The sequence below is a fragment of the Bradyrhizobium sp. Mp27 genome, assembly GCF_029953005.1.
Lineage (GTDB): Bacteria > Pseudomonadota > Alphaproteobacteria > Rhizobiales > Xanthobacteraceae > Bradyrhizobium > Bradyrhizobium barranii.
The window spans coordinates 22,727-38,788 of sequence record NZ_JASAUS010000058.1 but is presented as its reverse complement, the minus strand read 5'-3'; the positions used below and the strand labels follow the sequence as shown (position 1 = coordinate 38,788).

Here is a 16,062-nt window from a genome sequence, read left to right as displayed (position 1 = left end):
CTTGATGGTCACGATCCAGGTCCAGAACCTCATCGATTTCGTCGGCGAGGTGTTCGGCCACGCAAAATCCTCGCCGGAGGAAGCGAAGCGGATCGCGACCTATCTCACCACGGCCAATCTCACCGGCCATGACAGCCATGGCGTGATCCGCGTGCCCGTCTACATCCGCTGGCTGAAGACCGGCTTCGTGGTCCCCAACCAGACCGCGGAAGTGGTGGTCGACACGCCCTCGCTCGCGGTGGTCGACGGCAAGTTCGGCTACGGCCAGACCGTGACGCCGCAGGCGGTCCGGATCGGCATCGAGAAATGCAAGAAGGCGGGCCTTGCCGCTGTTGCGCTGCGCAATGCCGGCCATATCGGCCGCGTTGGCGACTGGGCCGAGATGGCCGCCGCCGAAGGGTTGGTCTCGGTGCATTTTGTCAATGCCGCCGGCTCGCTGCTGGTGGCGCCGTTCGGAGGCGTCGAGAAGCGGCTCTCCACCGCGCCTTACTGCGTCGGCATCCCGCGCGAGGGCCAGGACCCGATCGTGCTGGATTTTGCGACCTCGGTCGTTGCCGAGGGCAAGGTGCTGGTCGCAAGCCGCGGCGGCAAGAAGCTGCCGAAGGGCGCGCTGGTCGATGCTGACGGGACCCTCAGCGAGGACCCGACCGTGCTCTACGGCCCCTTCACGCCGGAAGGGCCGCGCGACCACACCAAGGGCACCGGCGCGATCCGCGCGTTCGGCGACCACAAAGGCTCGGGCCTTGCCTTCATGTGCGAGCTGCTCGGCGGTGCGCTGACCGGAACCGGGGCCACATCGGGCGGGCGGCGCTTCGCCAACGGCATGCTGGCGTTCTATATCGATCCGAAGGTCGTCGATACCTCCCATGTGTTCGACGCAGAGGTATCGCGCTATACGGACTTCATCCGTGCCGCCAAGCCGATGGCGGGGGTCGATCAGGTGCTGATTCCCGGCGATCCCGAGCGGAAAACCCGGGCTGAGCGCACCAAGAACGGCATCCCCTTGCCGGATGACACCTGGGCGGCAATAGTGAACACCGCCCGCGAGGTCGGCGTCAGCGAAGTCAGCATCCAGCGGGCGACCGCATAGGTCTTGCGTCATTGCGAGCGTAGCGCGGAGCCCCGGTTCGCGGTAACAGCAGAGCCGTGCTGTCGCGGCGCTCGTCATGGTGACGAAGGTCCAAACAACGGTCCAAGCAACAAAAGAAGGAAGGCAACGTGGCGAACAAGGTCAAGGAAATCTGGAAGTCGGGCAAGGCCGTGGTCAACGCGTGGCTCGCGATTCCCTCCGGCTTCTCGGCCGAGATGATCGCGCAATGCGGCTTCGACAGCGTCACCGTCGACATGCAGCACGGCGTGCAGGACTATCTCTCGATGGTGCAGTGCTTCCAGGCGATGGACAAGCATCCCGTGACCCCGATGGTCCGCGTGCCCTGGAACGAGCCCGGCATCATCGGCAAGGTGCTCGACGGCGGCGCCTATGGCGTGATCTGCCCGATGGTCAACACGGCGCAGGAGGCCAAGAACCTCGTGTCGTATTCCAAGTATCCGCCGCAGGGCGTCCGCTCCAACGGCCCGATCCGCGCCGGCATGTACGGCACCGCGGGCTCCTACCAGAAGACCGCGAATGCCGACACCATCCTGCTGCCGATGATGGAGACTAGGACCGCGGTCGAGAACATGGAAGCGATCCTCGACGTCGAGGGCATCGACGGCGTCTATATCGGCCCGTCCGATCTCGGCTTCTCCTACGGCCTCGAGCCGAAGCTCGACCGCAGCGAGCCCGAGATCCTCGCGATCTACGACAAGATCATCAAGGAATGCGCCAAGCGCGGTCTCAACCCGGGCATCCATTGCAGCGGCGCAGAAGGCGCGGCGCGTGCGATCAACATGGGCTTCAAGCTGGTGACGTTGTCCAACGAAGTCGGCCTGATGACGACCTACGCCAAGATGCAGGTTAACGCGACCCGCAAGGATTCGGCCGGGAAGGCGTAAGCTCTCGTGTCCCGGACGCGATGCGGCGCATAGCGCCGCTTCGCAGAGCCGGGACCCAGTTGCTGGCGAAGCACATGACGTGACAACCAGGCCCCGGATCTGCAGCGCACCGCTATCGCGCTGCGCAGCGTCCGGGGCACGATAGTTTCGATACAGGAGATACCCATGACCATCAGCCCCGTCATTCGCCTCCATCCCGATGATGGCGTGCTGATCGCGCGCGCGAGCCTGCCGCCGGGAACATTGGTCGCCGACGGCGTGACCACGGTCGAGCGCATTCCCTCCGGCCACAAGGTCGCGATCAAGCCGATCGCATTGGGCGAGCCGGTCAGGCGCTACGGCCAGATCATCGGCTTTGCGACGGTGCCGATCGCGCCGGGGCAGCACGTGCATACGCAGAACTGCGGCATGGGTGATTTCGCCAAGGACTATGCCTATTGCGCCGACGTCAAGCCGACGCCGAATTTCGACCTGCCGGCGACCTTCGAAGGCATCCGCCGTCCGGACGGCCGCGTTGCCACGCGCAACTATATCGGCATCCTCACCTCGGTGAATTGCAGCGCGCATGTCGCGAGCCTCGTCGCCGACGTCTTCAAGAAGAATCCCTTCACCGGCGATAATCCGCTGGCCGATTTTCCCAATGTCGACGGCGTGGTCGCGCTGACCCACAAGACCGGCTGCGGCATGACGCAGAACGAGCCGCTGGCGCTGCTCCGCCGCACGCTCGGCGGCTATGCGCGACATGTCAATTTCTCCCACGTCATCGTGCTCGGCCTCGGCTGCGAGGTGAACCAGATCGGCGGCCTGATGGAGGAGCAGAAGCTCGCCGGCCGCTTGCGCGCAATGGACATCCAGGAGGTCGGCGGCACCCGCAAGACGGTCGAAGCCGGCATCGCCTTCGTGCGCGAGGCTCTCGCCGACGCCAATAAGGTCAAGCGGGAGAGCGTGCCCGCGAGCGAATTGACCGTGGCCCTGCAATGCGGCGGCTCGGACGGCTATTCCGGCGTATCCGCAAATCCGGCGCTTGGAGCTGCCAGCGATCTCATCGTCCGCCACGGCGGCACCGTGATCCTGTCCGAGACGCCGGAGACCTACGGCGCCGAGCATCTGCTCACGCGCCGCGCCGTCAGCCGCGAGGTCGGCGAGAAGCTGGTCGATCTCATGCGCTGGTGGGACGCGTATACCGAGCGCGAGGGCGCCGAGATGAACGCCAATCCGAGCCCCGGCAACAAGGCCGGCGGCCTCACCACCATTTTGGAGAAATCGCTCGGCGCGATGGCCAAGGCCGGCACCACCAATCTCGTCGACGTGCTGCGCTATGCCGAGCCGATCACCAAGAAGGGTTTCATCTTCATGGACACGCCCGGCTACGATCCGGTCGCGGCGACCGGCCAGGTCGCCGGCGGTGCCAATCTGGTCTGCTTCACCACCGGCCGCGGCAGCGTGTTCGGCTGCAAGCCGGCGCCCTCGATCAAGCTCGCCACCAACACGCCCATGTACAAGCGCATGGAAGAGGACATGGACGTCAATTGCGGCACCATCCTCGAAGGCGAGGAGAGCGTCGAGCAGTGCGGCCAGCGCATCTTCGAGCTCATCCTGAAGACGGCGTCCGGACAGCCGACCAAGAGCGAAGGCTTCGATTTCGGCGGCGCCGAATTCGCGCCCTGGGTGCTGGGCGCGACCATGTAGCGTGACCGCGTAGCCCGGATGGAGCGAAGCGAAATCCGGGACGATCCGATCCGGGATGAAGAGCCCCGGATTGCGCTGCGCTCCATCCGGGCTACGGCGGACACTTCGTAGGCACGGTCTGCCCGTTGTTAGTGCTTGATCGAGGTCACCACCGGTGTTCTGCTCAAAAAAGCTGCTGGAGCACCGCACCCCGTGTCGATCTACGTCGCATTACACCACGTCACGCACTACAAATACGACCGCCCGATCGATCTTGGCCCACAGACCATCCGGCTGCGGCCGGCGCCGCATACGCGCACGCCGGTCTGAGCTATTCGCTCAAGGTCACTCCGGCCAATCATTTCGTGAACTGGCAGCAGGACCCGCAGGGCAATTGGCTGGCGCGCTACGTCTTTCCGGAGAAGACGACCGAGCTGAAATTCGAGGTCGACTTCACGGCGCAGATGACCGTGGTCAACCCGTTCGACTTCTTCGTCGAGCCCTATGCCGACAGCTTTCCGTTCGAATATCCCAAGGACCTGAAGACGGAGCTCGCGCCTTATCTCGAGACCATCAAGCCCGATCGTCTGTTCGCGAAATTTCTCGACACGATCCCGCACGAAGCCCCGAACACCGTCAACTTCCTGGTCGATCTCAATCGCGAGCTTCAGAAGCACGTCCGTTACATCATCCGCATGGAGCCCGGCGTGCAGACGCCAGAGGAGACGCTGTCCTCCGGGGCTGGCTCGTGCCGCGACTCTGCCTGGCTCCTGATCCAGACCCTGCGTCATCTCGGACACGCGGCGCGCTTCGTCTCCGGCTATCTGATCCAGATCCGTCCCGACATCGATCCGATCGAGGGACCGCCCGAGGTGGAAAACGATTTCACCGATCTGCACGCCTGGGCCGAGGTCTATCTGCCGGGCGCGGGCTGGATCGGATTCGACGCGACGTCCGGAATGCTCGCGGGCGAGGGGCACATCCCGGTTGCGGCCACGCCGCATTATCGCTCGGCGGCGCCGATTTCCGGCGGCGCCGGCTTTGCCGAGGTCGAGTTCGCTTTCGACATGAGCGTCAAGCGCATCCGCGAGGCGCCGCGCATCACAAAGCCGTTCTCCGACGAATCCTGGACGCGGCTCAACGATCTCGGCGAACAGGTCGATGGCGATCTCGCAAGCCAGGACGTGCGCCTCACCATGGGCGGCGAGCCGACCTTCGTCTCCGTCGATGATCTCGAAGCGGCGGAGTGGAACACCGAGGCCGTCGGCCCGACCAAGCGCGCATTGGCCGACGATCTGATCCGCCGCCTGCGCACGCGTTTCGGGCAGGGCGGCTTGCTGCATTACGGCCAGGGCAAATGGTATCCGGGCGAGAGCCTGCCGCGCTGGGCCTTTGGGCTCTATTGGCGCAAGGACGGCGTGCCGATCTGGAAGAACGCCGACCTCATCGCCAAAATCGAAAATCCGCGGCCCGCGCAGGTGAAGGACGCCGAGACCTTCATGGAAGGTACGGCGTTGCGGCTCGGGCTCGATCCCGGCTACATCATGCCGGCCTACGAGGACACCGCGCTCTGGCTTCAGAAGGTAGCCGAGCTTCCCGTCAATGTCGATCCATCCGACTCCAAATTGTCCGATCCGGAGGCACGCGTGCGGATCGCGCGGGTGTTCGAGCAAGGCCTCAACACCCCGCGCGGATTCGTGCTGCCGGTACAGCGATGGAACGCACCGCCGCGCTGGCGCAGCGAGCGCTGGCAACTCCGGCGCAATCATCTGTTCCTGATGCCGGGCGATTCCCCGCTCGGTCTGCGCCTGCCGATCGGTTCGCTCGGCTACGTTCCACCCGATCAATATCCCTACATCGTCGAACGCGACCCGATGGAGCCGCGCGGCAAGCTGCCGGTGTTCAGCCTTCCGGCGCGTCCGGAAGCGCCGCCGCGGGCCGCGCCCGAGAAACTCAACACGTCGGTCCCGGTCCGCACCGCAATGTCGGTCGAAGTTCGCGACGGCGTGCTCTGCGCCTTCATGCCACCGGTCGAGCGTATCGAGGATTATCTCGAACTGGTCGCGGCCCTCGAAGCCACCGCCGAGGAGATGCAGCTCCAGGTCCATGTCGAGGGCTACCCGCCGCCATTCGATCCGCGCGTCGAGGTCATCAAGGTGACGCCGGATCCCGGCGTCATCGAGATCAACATCCAGCCGGCCAAGAGCTGGCGCGACGCGGTCGACATCACCTCCGGTCTCTATGAGGACGCCGGCAAGGTGCGCCTCGGGGCCAACCGCTTCCTGGTCGATGGCCGCCACACCGGCACCGGCGGCGGCAACCACGTCGTCGTCGGCGGCTCCTCGCCACAGGATTCGCCGTTCCTGCGCCGTCCCGATCTGTTGAAGAGTCTGGTGCTGCACTGGCAGCGGCATCCGTCGCTGTCCTATTTCTTCTCAGGCCTGTTCATCGGTCCGACCAGCCAGGCGCCGCGCATCGACGAAGCCCGCCACGACAGCATCTACGAGCTCGAGATTGCGCTCTCGCATGTGCCGCCACCGGGCTACCAGACGCCGCTGTGGCTGGTCGACCGGCTGTTCCGGCATCTGCTCGTCGACATCACCGGCAACACCCATCGCGCCGAGATCTGCATCGACAAGCTCTATTCGCCCGATGGCACCACGGGCCGGCTCGGCCTCGTCGAATTCCGCGCGCTCGAAATGCCGCCCGACCCGCGCATGTCGCTGGCGCAGCAGCTCCTGATCCGCGCGCTGATCGCAAAATTCTGGCGCGAGCCGCAGACCGGCAAATTCGTGCGCTGGGGCACCGCGCTGCACGATCGCTACATGCTGCCTCACTTCATCTGGGAGGATTTTCTTGATGTACTTTCTGAGTTGAAGCAGTCCGGCTATCCCTTTGAGCCGGAATGGTATCTGGCCCAGCTCGAATTCCGCTTCCCCGCCTTCGGCCGCATCCATCATGGCGGCGTGACGCTGGAGCTGCGCCAGGCGCTGGAGCCCTGGCATGTGCTCGGCGAGGAGGGCTCGGCCGGCGGCACGGTGCGTTATGTCGACAGTTCGGTTGAACGGCTTCAGGTGAAAGCTGAGGGCTTTGTCGAGGGCCGCCACGTCGTGACCTGCAACGGCCGCCGCCTGCCGATGACCTCGACCGGCCGCTCGGGCGAAGCCGTGGCCGGCGTCCGCTTCAAGGCCTGGCAGCCGGCCTCCGGCCTGCACCCGACCATCCCCGTTCACGCGCCCCTGACCTTCGACCTGATCGACACCTGGAACGGCCGCTCGCTGGGCGGCTGCGTCTATCACGTCGCCCATCCCGGCGGCCGCAGCTACGACACCAAGCCGGTCAACACCTACGAGGCCGAGGCGCGGCGGCTGGCGCGCTTCCAGGACCACGGCCATACGCCGGGTCCGATGCAGCCCCCGCCCGAGGAACGCACAAATGAGTTTCCGCTGACCCTCGACTTGCGGACCCCGCTCCTGCAATGAGAATGATGGTGGGGCAGGGAGAGGCGCATGGGCGAGGGCGCAGCCGAACAGGACGACAAGACAGGTAAGGCGCAAGGTCAGCGCGAAGGCCAGCGCCGCCTCGCGCAATGGGTCCGCGACTATAGCCGTCTGCCCGGCACCCCCGACGAGTTCCTGGGGCCCGATGGCGCCCCCCGCGCGGTCTGGAGCCGCTTCTTCGACGCCTTCGGCGCGCTCGCGCCGGACGAGATCGAACGGCGGTTCGGCATGGCCGACCGCCATTTGCGCGAGGCCGGCGTTACCTACCGTGCGCCCGGCGACAGCGCTGACCGGCCGTGGTCGATCAGCCATCTGCCGCTGCTGATCGACGAGGCCGACTGGAAGCAGCTGTCCGCCGGCATCACCCAGCGCGCCGAGCTGCTCGAGCTCGTGCTGCGCGACATCTATGGCGAGGGGCGGCTGGTCGCGGAAGGCGCGCTGCCGGCCGCCGCGATCGCCGGCAGCCCCGAATATCTCCGTCCCGTCTGCGGCGTGCCGCCGCCCGGCGGGCGCTATCTCTCGCTCTATGCCGCCGATGTCGGCCGCGGGCCCGACGGGCGCTGGTGGGTGCTCGGCGACCGCACGCAGGCGCCGTCGGGCGCGGGCTATGCGCTGGAGAACCGCCTGGTGCTCTCGCGCGCCTTCTCCGATCTCTACAAGTCGATGAACGTGCCGCGCGTCGCGCCGTTCTTCGAGGCGTTTCGCGACAGTCTGCGCGCGCGCGCCGATCGCGACGAGCCGCGCATCGGCGTGCTTACGCCGGGCAGCTTCAGCGAGACCTATTTCGAGCACGCGACGCTGGCGCGCTATCTCGGCTTCCTGCTGGTCGAGGGTGACGATCTCGCCGTCAGCGACAACCGTATCCACATCCGCACCGTCGCCGGCCTCAAGCGGCTCGACGTGCTGCTCCGCCGGGTCGATTCCAACTCGCTCGATCCGCTCGAGCTCGATGCGTCCTCGCATCTCGGCGTGCCCGGCCTGATCGACGTGCTGCGCAAGGACGGCGTCGTCGTCGCCAACATGCCGGGCTCGGGCGTGCTGGAGGCGCGCGCGCTGCTCGGCTTCCTGCCGGCTCTGAGCCGCCGCCTGCTCGGCGAGGAGCTCAAGATGCCGCATATCGCGACCTGGTGGTGCGGCCAGCGCATCGCGCGCGATGAGGTGCTGTCACGGCTCGACGAGGTCGCGATCGAGGGCGCCTATCGGCGTGGCGTTCCCGGCTTCGACAGCAACGGCCCGGTGCTCGCGAGCGAGCTCGACGCCGCCGGGCGCCAGCGTCTCGTCGACGCCATCAGCGCGCGCGGCATGGACTATGTCGGCCAGGAGGTGGTGCGGCTTTCGACCATGCCGGTGTGGGAGCAGGGCCAGCTCACGCCGCGTCCCTTCGTGCTGCGCGTGTTCGCGGCCGCGACGCCCGACGGCTGGGCCATCATGCCCGGCGGCTTCTGCCGGATCGCCGAGCAGGCGGATGCGCGCGCGGTGTCGATGGGCGACGGCGCGCGCGCCGCCGACGTCTGGGTGGTCTCGGACAAGAAGGTGTCGATCGCGACGCTGTTGCCCGCGACCGACAAGGTGCGGATCCGCCGCATCGCCGGCGTGCTGCCGAGCCGCGCCGCGGACAATCTGTTCTGGCTCGGCCGCTATCTCGAACGCGCCGAGGCAACGCTGCGGCTGGTGCGCGCGCTGGGTTCGCCGAGCGGGCCCAACAAGGGCACCGCGGCCTCGCTGCAATCGGCCGACCGCATCCAGCGCCTGCTGGTAGCCTGGGGCGCGATCTCACAGGCCTCGCGCACTGCGCCGGGGCGCATAGTCGCCGAAGCGCTGCAGAGCCCGGAGCGTTTCGGCTCGGCGCTGTCGCTGGTGCGCGCGGCGCAGCGCACGGCGACATCCTTGCGCGAGCGGCTGTCGCCCGACGCCTGGCAGGTCATCACCGAGATGGCCGATCGGCTGGCCTACGAGGTCGAGGACGACGACGATGTGCTGAGCGCGGCCGAGCTGACCTTGCAGGAGCTTGCGAGCTTGGCGGGGCTGGCGCAGGAGAACATGAACCGCGCCGCCGGCTGGCGCTTCCTCGATATCGGCCGCCGCACCGAGCGCGCCATCAACACCACGCGCTTCGCGCGCCAGTTCGCCTATGACGAGGCCTGCGACGAGGATCTCGATATCCTGCTGACGCTGGTGGATTCCCAGATCACCTACCGCTCGCGCTATCTGCTGGCGCCGATCCTGGCGCCGGTGCGCGACCTCGCCGTGCTCGACAGCTACAATCCGCGTTCGGTCGCATTCCAGGTGACGACGTTGAACGAGCACATCGCGTCGCTGCCGAGCCTGAAGGAGCACGGCCTGATCGAGCAGCCGCAGCGGCTCGCAGTGGCGGTGCAGTCCATGCTGGCGACCGCCGAGGCCGAGAAGCTCGAGGTCAAGACCCTGTTCTCGCTGGAACAGGACCTGCTCAGCCTCGCCGAGGCGATCGGGCTGCACTACTTCCCGCACGGCCCCAATGCCAGCCGGCCGGAAAAGCTGACGGGGCTGGCGTGATCTACGACATTCGTCACGTCACGACTTACGAATACGAGAGTCCAGTCAGCTTCGCCCGCTGCACGCTGCGGCTGGAGCCGAAGAGCGGCAATGGCCAGGAGCTGATCTCGCACAAGGTCGAGATACGGCCGCGCCCGTCCGAGCGCCACGTCCGCCGCGACTTCTTCGGCACGCTCACCGAGAGCGTGGTGATCGAAGCCGCGCACCGAAACTTGCGCATCGACTCGCGCTCGCGCGTGTCCGTCTCGCGCAAACCGCCGGCGCGCGATGCCGTCAGCCCGCCCTGGGAGAGCATCCGCGATATCGCGTTTGAAGCAACGAGCCTCGGGCCGTCCTCGCCGGTCGGCTATGTCTTTGCGAGCCCGCTGGTGCCGGTGCTGCACCCCGTCAGCGCCTATGCGGCCACGAGCTTTGCGCCCGGCGCAGGGATCCTTGCCGGCGCGACCGATCTCATGCATCGCATCCGCACCGAATTCCGCTACGATCCGAAGGCGACGGTGATCTCGACGCCGCTTGGCGAGGTCTTCGACAAGCGCCACGGCGTTTGCCAGGACTTTGCCCATGTGATGATCGCAGGGCTGCGCGGGCTCGGCCTTCCGGCAGCCTATGTCAGCGGCTATCTCCGTACCATTCCGCCGCCGGGCCAGCCGCGCTTGCAGGGCGCCGATGCCACCCATGCCTGGGTGTCGCTGTGGTGCGGGGCTGAGCTTGGCTGGGTCGATTTCGATCCGACCAATGATTTGCTGGTCGCCAACGATCACATCGTGCTCGCGGTCGGCCGCGACTTTTCCGACGTCTCGCCGGTCGACGGCATTATCGTCGGCTCGCCGAAGCAGAAGCTCGGCGTCGCCGTGGACGTGCTGCTGGTGGAATAAAAGCGGTCCCGCCGGCCCGGCCAGGCTGTGTTGCGGCCCGATCGCAACCGTGGTGTCGCAGGGCACAACAGCAACATATTTCCGTAAATTCGTCCCGGCGTTTGGTCACTTGGCCCAAGATGGGCTATGCTGGCCGTTGCGTTGAGGACACGAATGAGACGTCGGGAGCTGGCGTGGGACACCACCGACAAGCGGGGCTGCATCCATGATGACGTTACCGAGACTGGCGGCTGAATCCCTGGAGAAGTTGCTGGGCTCGTTCATGCGTCGCAGGTACGACGATTCCTATGCCAGGGTGGTGGAGGCCTCGACGCGCACCGCGATGGAATGCATCGGCAACAGCGATGCGCTCTATCACAATATCGAGCATACGATGCTGGTGACGCTGGCGGCCCAAGCGATCATGCTTGGCCGCAATCTGCACACGCACCTCGATGCCGAGGACTACATCCATATCCTGATCGCCTGCCTTGCGCACGACATCGGCTATGTTCGCGGGCTGTTTCCGGAGGACGACGAAGACGGTTTCGTGGTCGACGAGGCCGGCACCAAGGTGTCGCTGCCGCGCGGCGCGTCGGATGCCAGTCTGATGATGTATCACGTTGATCGTTCGATGCTTTTCGTGCGGCGGCGGCTGCCACCGATCCGCGGTATCGACAGTGAGCGCGTCGCCCGCGCCATCGAGGGCACCCGCTTCCCGGCCCGTGAAGGCCAGGAGTATGACGACGAAGCCTCGATCCTGCGCGCCGCCGACTTCATCGGCCAGCTCGGCGATCCCAACTATCTGCGCAAGGCCAACGCGCTCTATTACGAATTCGAAGAGGTCGGCATCAATCGCCAGCTCGGCTACGACTCCCCCGCCGACATCGTGAACCGCTATCCACAATTCTACTGGAACAGCGTCGCACCGCACATCCAGACCGAGATCGGCTATCTCAACAAGACCGAGATCGGCCGGCAGTGGATCGCCAATCTCTACAGCAACGTGTTCCGCGCCGAACGCGAGATCTCGCTGTCAGGCCCGCAGAAATAGTTGTGCCCTTGTAGCCCGGATGGAGCGTAGCGAAATCCGGGATTCGCGGATGCTAGCGTCCCGGATTACGCTGCGCTCCATCCGGGCTACGAAGCTACGGCCTCTCAACTCCGTGAGAAAATCATGCAACAAAAAACCATCGCCACGGATGTCCTCGACATCGCCTATCTCGAATACGGCGCGCCGGATGGCTGGCCCTGCATCATGGGCCACGGCTTTCCCTATGATGTGAACGCATATTTCGAGACCGCGCCGCTGATCGCGGAAGCGGGCGCGCGGGTGCTTGTGCCCTGGCTGCGCGGTTACGGGCCGACGCGTTTCCGGTCCGCCGCGACGCTGCGTTCCGGCGAGCAGGCGGCGCTCGGCGCCGATCTGCTGGCCTTCATGGATGCGCTTCGCATCGAACGCGCGGTCATCGGCGGTTACGATTGGGGCGGGCGCGCGGCCTGCGTGGTCTCGGTGCTGCATCCCGAGCGCGTGATCGCCCTGGTCTCCGGCAATTCCTACAACATCCAGAACATCGCGCGTGCGATGGAGCCGGCTTCGCCACCGGAGGAGGCGGCACTCTGGTATCAATATCTCTTCCACAACGAGCGCGGCCGCCGCGCGCTGGAGCGCAACCGGCGCGGATTTGCGCGCCAGCTCTGGGCGATGTGGTCGCCGAAATGGGGCTTCGACGACGCGACGTTCGAGACGAGTGCGGTGTCGTTCGACAATCCTGATTTCGTCGATGTCGTGATCCATTCCTATCGTCACCGCTATGGGCTGGTCGAAGGCGATCCCGCCTATGCCGCGATCGAGGCCAAGCTCGCCGCGCAGCCGCCGGTCCGTGTCCCGACGATCGCGATCGACGGCGACAGCGACGGTGTCAATCCCGGCACCGCCCATCATGCGCCCAGGTTCGAAGGCATGTTCGAGCGGCGTGTCTTCGCTGGAGCCGGCCACAACCTGCCGCAGGAGCGGCCTGCCGAATGGTCGCAAGCCGTGCTCGACGTGCGGAAAGCAGCCTCGTAAAGCCCGGCTTTCCCGCCCTGCCGGCCGGACGCCCGATTTTTCGCGACTTCGGGAACCTTTTCCGATTGCAGCCGTCCAAGCTGAGGGACCGCCAGATGTGCGCGGCTCATTGCAGGGAGGCTATTGATGAATTCACATGCGCGCAGGTTGGAGGGCGTCGCGGTGGCGCAGCTGCCGGACGAACGGCCTGGCAGGGCCGAGGTCGAGCAGGCGGTCCGGACCATGATCCGCTGGGCGGGCGACGATCCCGCGCGCGATGGTCTGCACGACACGCCGGACCGGGTTGCGCGCGCCTTCGAAGAGTATTTTTCCGGCTATGCGCAGGATCCGACCGAAATCCTGCAAAAGACCTTTGAGGAGATCGAAGGCTATGACGAGATGATCGTCCTGCGCGGCGTTCGCTTCGAAAGCCATTGCGAGCACCACATGGCGCCGATCGTGGGCCGCGCCTGGGTTGCCTATATCCCGCAGGGGCGCGTCGTCGGCATCAGCAAGCTCGCGCGGGTGGTGGACATCTACGCAACACGCCTCCAGATTCAGGAGAAGATGACCGCGCAGATCGCCAATACGATCAACGATGTGTTGAAGCCCGAAGGCGTCGGCGTCATCATCAAGGCGACGCATCACTGCATGACCACGCGTGGCGCGCACAAACCTGGAACCGATCTCGTCACCAGCCGCATGCTGGGCGTGTTCCGTGACAATGCGCTGACACGTCAGGAACTGTTGGGGCTGGCCAATTCGGACGCGTGACCCGCGCGGCGCTAGCTTGAGGAGACGACACCATGACCGAGCACAAGACGCCGAGCGGACCGGACCTCACCAGGGGCGTGTTGCTGACCGCGTTCGAGGACGGCAAGCTGCTCGGCCATGTCGGCGAGGAAGACGTCTTGCTGGTGCAAGCCGGCAGCGAAATCTTCGCGATCGAGCCGTCCTGCAGCCACTACCACGGCCCACTCGCCGAAGGGCTGGTCGTCGGCGACACGATCCGTTGCCCCTGGCACCACGCCTGCTTCTCCTTGCGCACCGGCGAGGCCACCCGCCCGCCGGCGCTGAACGCGCTGGCGGTCTGGGAGGTCACGCGCGACCAGGATAGGATCTCGGTTCAGCGCAAGCGCGAGATGCCGCAGCCTGCAGCGTCACATCGCAGCGCGCCGACGCCGGAAAAATTCGTCATCGTCGGCGGCGGTGCGGCCGGCTTTGCGGCCGCCGAGACGCTTCGGCGCGAGGGCTTTGCCGGCGCCATCACCATGCTCAGCGATGACGGCGCGATGCCGGTCGACCGGCCGAACCTCTCCAAGGATTACCTCGCCGGCAGTGCACCCGAGGATTGGCTGCCGCTGCGGGGCGAGGACTATTATCAGGACGCGGGCATCGATCTCAGGCTCAACATCAACGTTGCAGCGATCGATCCGAAGGCGCGCATCATCACGCTCGGCAATGGCGACAAGCTGCCGTTCGAGCGGCTGCTGCTCGCGACCGGCGCCGAGCCGGTCAAATTGCAGATTCCGGGCGCGGACCAGCCACACGTGCACACCTTGCGCACCGTTGCCGACAGCCGCGCCATCATCAAGGCGGCGGGCAGCGCGAAGCGCGCGCTGGTGATCGGCGCCAGCTTCATTGGCCTCGAAGTCGCGGCCTCCTTGCGGGCCCGCAAGCTGGAGGTGCATGTGGTTGCCCCCGAGCAGCGGCCGATGCAGCGCGTGCTCGGCCCCGAGATGGGCGATTTCGTCCGCGCGCTGCATGAAGACAACGGCGTCCACTTTCACCTCGAGGACACCGTCGAAAAGATCGACGGCAAACGCGCCACGCTGAAGAGCGGCAGCGTGATCGAGGCCGATCTGGTCGTGGTCGGGATCGGCGTCAAGCCGCGCCTTGTGCTCGCCGAGCAGGCGGGGCTCGCCATCGATCGTGGCGTCAACGTGAACGAGTATCTCGAGACCAGCGCATCAGGCATCTTCGCTGCCGGCGACATCGCGCGCTGGCCCGATCCGCATTCGGGCCAGAACATCCGCGTCGAGCACTGGGTGGTAGCGGAGCGGCAGGGCCAGGCCGCCGCGCGCAACATGCTCGGCAGGCGCGAACGTTTCGACGCCGTGCCGTTCTTCTGGTCGCAGCACTACGATGTTCCGATCAACTATGTCGGCCATGCCGAGAGCTTCGACGACATCACCATCGACGGCAGCATCGACAGCAGGGACTGCCTGCTGAAGTATCGCAAGGGCGGGCGCGTGCTGGCGGTTGCTTCGATCTATCGCGATCTCGATAGTCTCAAGGCCGAGCTCGACATGGAGCGCTCGCGCGCGTGAGGCGCCCCGTCCGCTCTTGACTTAAGTCAATGGGGGCTCCCGCGGGGGCTGCTCTACTGGCTGTTGTCCCGGCGCGGCTCGTGCTATCCTGAGATGTGCCTTGGGACTTCGCATGCAGGAGTAGCCGTCATGACAAGTGCTTCTGATACGTCTCCAAACTTGGGTCTTGGGTCCGGCATTGCTGCGCTGCACGCCAAGTGGGGCTGGATCGTCGCCCTCGGCGTCGTCTATCTCATCACCGGCTTCATCGCGCTCGGCAGCATGATGATGGCGACGGTGGCGAGCGTGCTCGTGGTTGGTGTGATGATGATCATCGCCGGGGTCACCGAGGTGATCGGCGCGTTCCAGATGAAGAGCTGGGGCAAGTTCCTGATCTGGGCCTTGCTCGGCGTGCTCTATATCGTCGCGGGCTTCCTGACCTTCGAGAACCCGTTGTTCGCCGCGGTGCTGCTCACCTTGTTCCTCGGCGCGTCGCTGCTGGCCTCGGGCGCCGTCAGGCTGTTTCTCGCCTTCAGCATGAAAAGGGAAAGCCCGTGGGTGTGGGTGGCGCTGTCTGCGGTCATCACCCTGCTGCTCGGGCTCTTGATCCTGGCGCGCTGGCCGGTCAACAGCGTCTATATCCTCGGCCTGTTCCTCGGCATCGACCTGATCATGGCCGGCGCCGGCTGGGTCAGTCTGGGCTTTAGCCTGCGGCGGCGCCATTAAGGCTTGATCCGGAGAAGGACCGTGGTCGCCCAACAGCGCGATGACGGTTCATCCAGATTTCATCGCGCGTCGGGTGACGCTGAGGGATTGTCATGCGCTGGTTTCATCTCGCCGTGATCGTGTTTTTCGCCGCAGCGACAATCGTCTTCGCCGTGCAGAATCTCGACACGGTCACGATCTCCTTCTTCAAGATGAATCTCAGTCTGCCGCTCGCGCTCCAAACCCTCGTTGTCTATCTCGTTGGAGCCGCGACCGGCGGCAGCCTGTTCGCCCTGCTGCGGCGTTCATACGCAGGTTCGAAACGAGGCGTCGAATGAACCAGCAACTCGACGCAAGACCGTGTTGCGGAACTCCGCTGATCTGACGTGCTGGCAAAAAGCAGCACGCCGCGCGGTCGCCTCGCGTGGACGATCATCACCGGGGAGAAA

Annotated in this window: 12 protein-coding genes and 1 pseudogene; all 13 read left to right on the top strand. The window is 65.8% G+C overall.

Going from position 1 to position 16,062, the window contains the following annotated elements; all coding sequences use genetic code 11:
- Positions 1–4: 4 nt before the first annotated feature.
- The 13 genes and pseudogenes from QJT78_RS26350 to QJT78_RS26295 all read left to right on the top strand — a co-directional run bounded on the left by QJT78_RS26350 (position 5) and on the right by QJT78_RS26295 (position 15,951).
- Positions 5–1,090, top strand: coding sequence for a malate/lactate/ureidoglycolate dehydrogenase (locus QJT78_RS26350; RefSeq protein ID WP_028146929.1), 1,086 nt, complete (start codon positions 5–7; stop codon positions 1,088–1,090).
- Positions 1,091–1,218: 128 nt separating this feature from the next.
- Complete coding sequence (locus tag QJT78_RS26345; protein ID WP_028146930.1) at positions 1,219–1,995, top strand: aldolase/citrate lyase family protein; 777 nt, start codon at positions 1,219–1,221, stop codon at positions 1,993–1,995.
- A 165-nt stretch (positions 1,996–2,160) separates the two neighbouring features.
- On the top strand, positions 2,161–3,684 hold the full coding sequence (locus tag QJT78_RS26340; RefSeq protein ID WP_028146931.1) for an altronate dehydratase family protein: 1,524 nt from the start codon (positions 2,161–2,163) through the stop codon (positions 3,682–3,684).
- A 192-nt stretch (positions 3,685–3,876) separates the two neighbouring features.
- Positions 3,877–4,101: pseudogene (locus QJT78_RS53195) on the top strand (transglutaminase N-terminal domain-containing protein).
- Positions 4,062–7,145: a transglutaminase family protein gene (locus QJT78_RS26335; RefSeq protein WP_348652391.1), complete on the top strand. Its 3,084-nt coding sequence runs from the start codon at positions 4,062–4,064 to the stop codon at positions 7,143–7,145. The pseudogene QJT78_RS53195 and the gene QJT78_RS26335 overlap by 40 nt, the downstream one beginning before the upstream one ends.
- Positions 7,146–7,172: 27 nt before the next feature.
- A complete protein-coding gene (locus tag QJT78_RS26330; RefSeq protein WP_028146933.1) occupies positions 7,173–9,698 on the top strand; it encodes a circularly permuted type 2 ATP-grasp protein in 2,526 nt (841 codons plus the stop codon).
- Positions 9,695–10,573: a transglutaminase family protein gene (locus QJT78_RS26325; RefSeq protein WP_038942986.1), complete on the top strand. Its 879-nt coding sequence runs from the start codon at positions 9,695–9,697 to the stop codon at positions 10,571–10,573. Before QJT78_RS26330 ends, QJT78_RS26325 begins: the two co-directional genes overlap by 4 nt.
- 205 nt (positions 10,574–10,778) lie before the next feature.
- Positions 10,779–11,606, top strand: a complete 828-nt coding sequence (locus QJT78_RS26320; RefSeq protein WP_028146934.1) for an HD domain-containing protein — start codon at positions 10,779–10,781, stop codon at positions 11,604–11,606.
- Positions 11,607–11,729: 123 nt separating this feature from the next.
- Positions 11,730–12,620 carry an alpha/beta hydrolase gene (locus tag QJT78_RS26315; RefSeq protein WP_038942985.1) on the top strand — a complete coding sequence of 297 codons (891 nt, stop codon included), beginning with the start codon at positions 11,730–11,732 and terminating at the stop codon, positions 12,618–12,620.
- Positions 12,621–12,746: 126 nt separating this feature from the next.
- Positions 12,747–13,373: a GTP cyclohydrolase I FolE gene (folE, locus tag QJT78_RS26310; protein WP_028146936.1), complete on the top strand. Its 627-nt coding sequence runs from the start codon at positions 12,747–12,749 to the stop codon at positions 13,371–13,373.
- Positions 13,374–13,405: 32 nt separating this feature from the next.
- On the top strand, positions 13,406–14,929 hold the full coding sequence (locus tag QJT78_RS26305) for an FAD-dependent oxidoreductase (RefSeq protein ID WP_028146937.1): 1,524 nt from the start codon (positions 13,406–13,408) through the stop codon (positions 14,927–14,929).
- A 129-nt stretch (positions 14,930–15,058) separates the two neighbouring features.
- The gene (locus QJT78_RS26300; protein ID WP_014496836.1) at positions 15,059–15,634 is read left to right on the top strand and encodes an HdeD family acid-resistance protein; all 576 of its coding nucleotides are present in this window, start codon (positions 15,059–15,061) and stop codon (positions 15,632–15,634) included.
- A gap of 92 nt (positions 15,635–15,726) precedes the next feature.
- Positions 15,727–15,951 (top strand): hypothetical protein, encoded by a 225-nt coding sequence (locus tag QJT78_RS26295; RefSeq protein ID WP_028146938.1) that lies wholly within the window; start codon positions 15,727–15,729, stop codon positions 15,949–15,951.
- Positions 15,952–16,062: the final 111 nt, after the last annotated feature.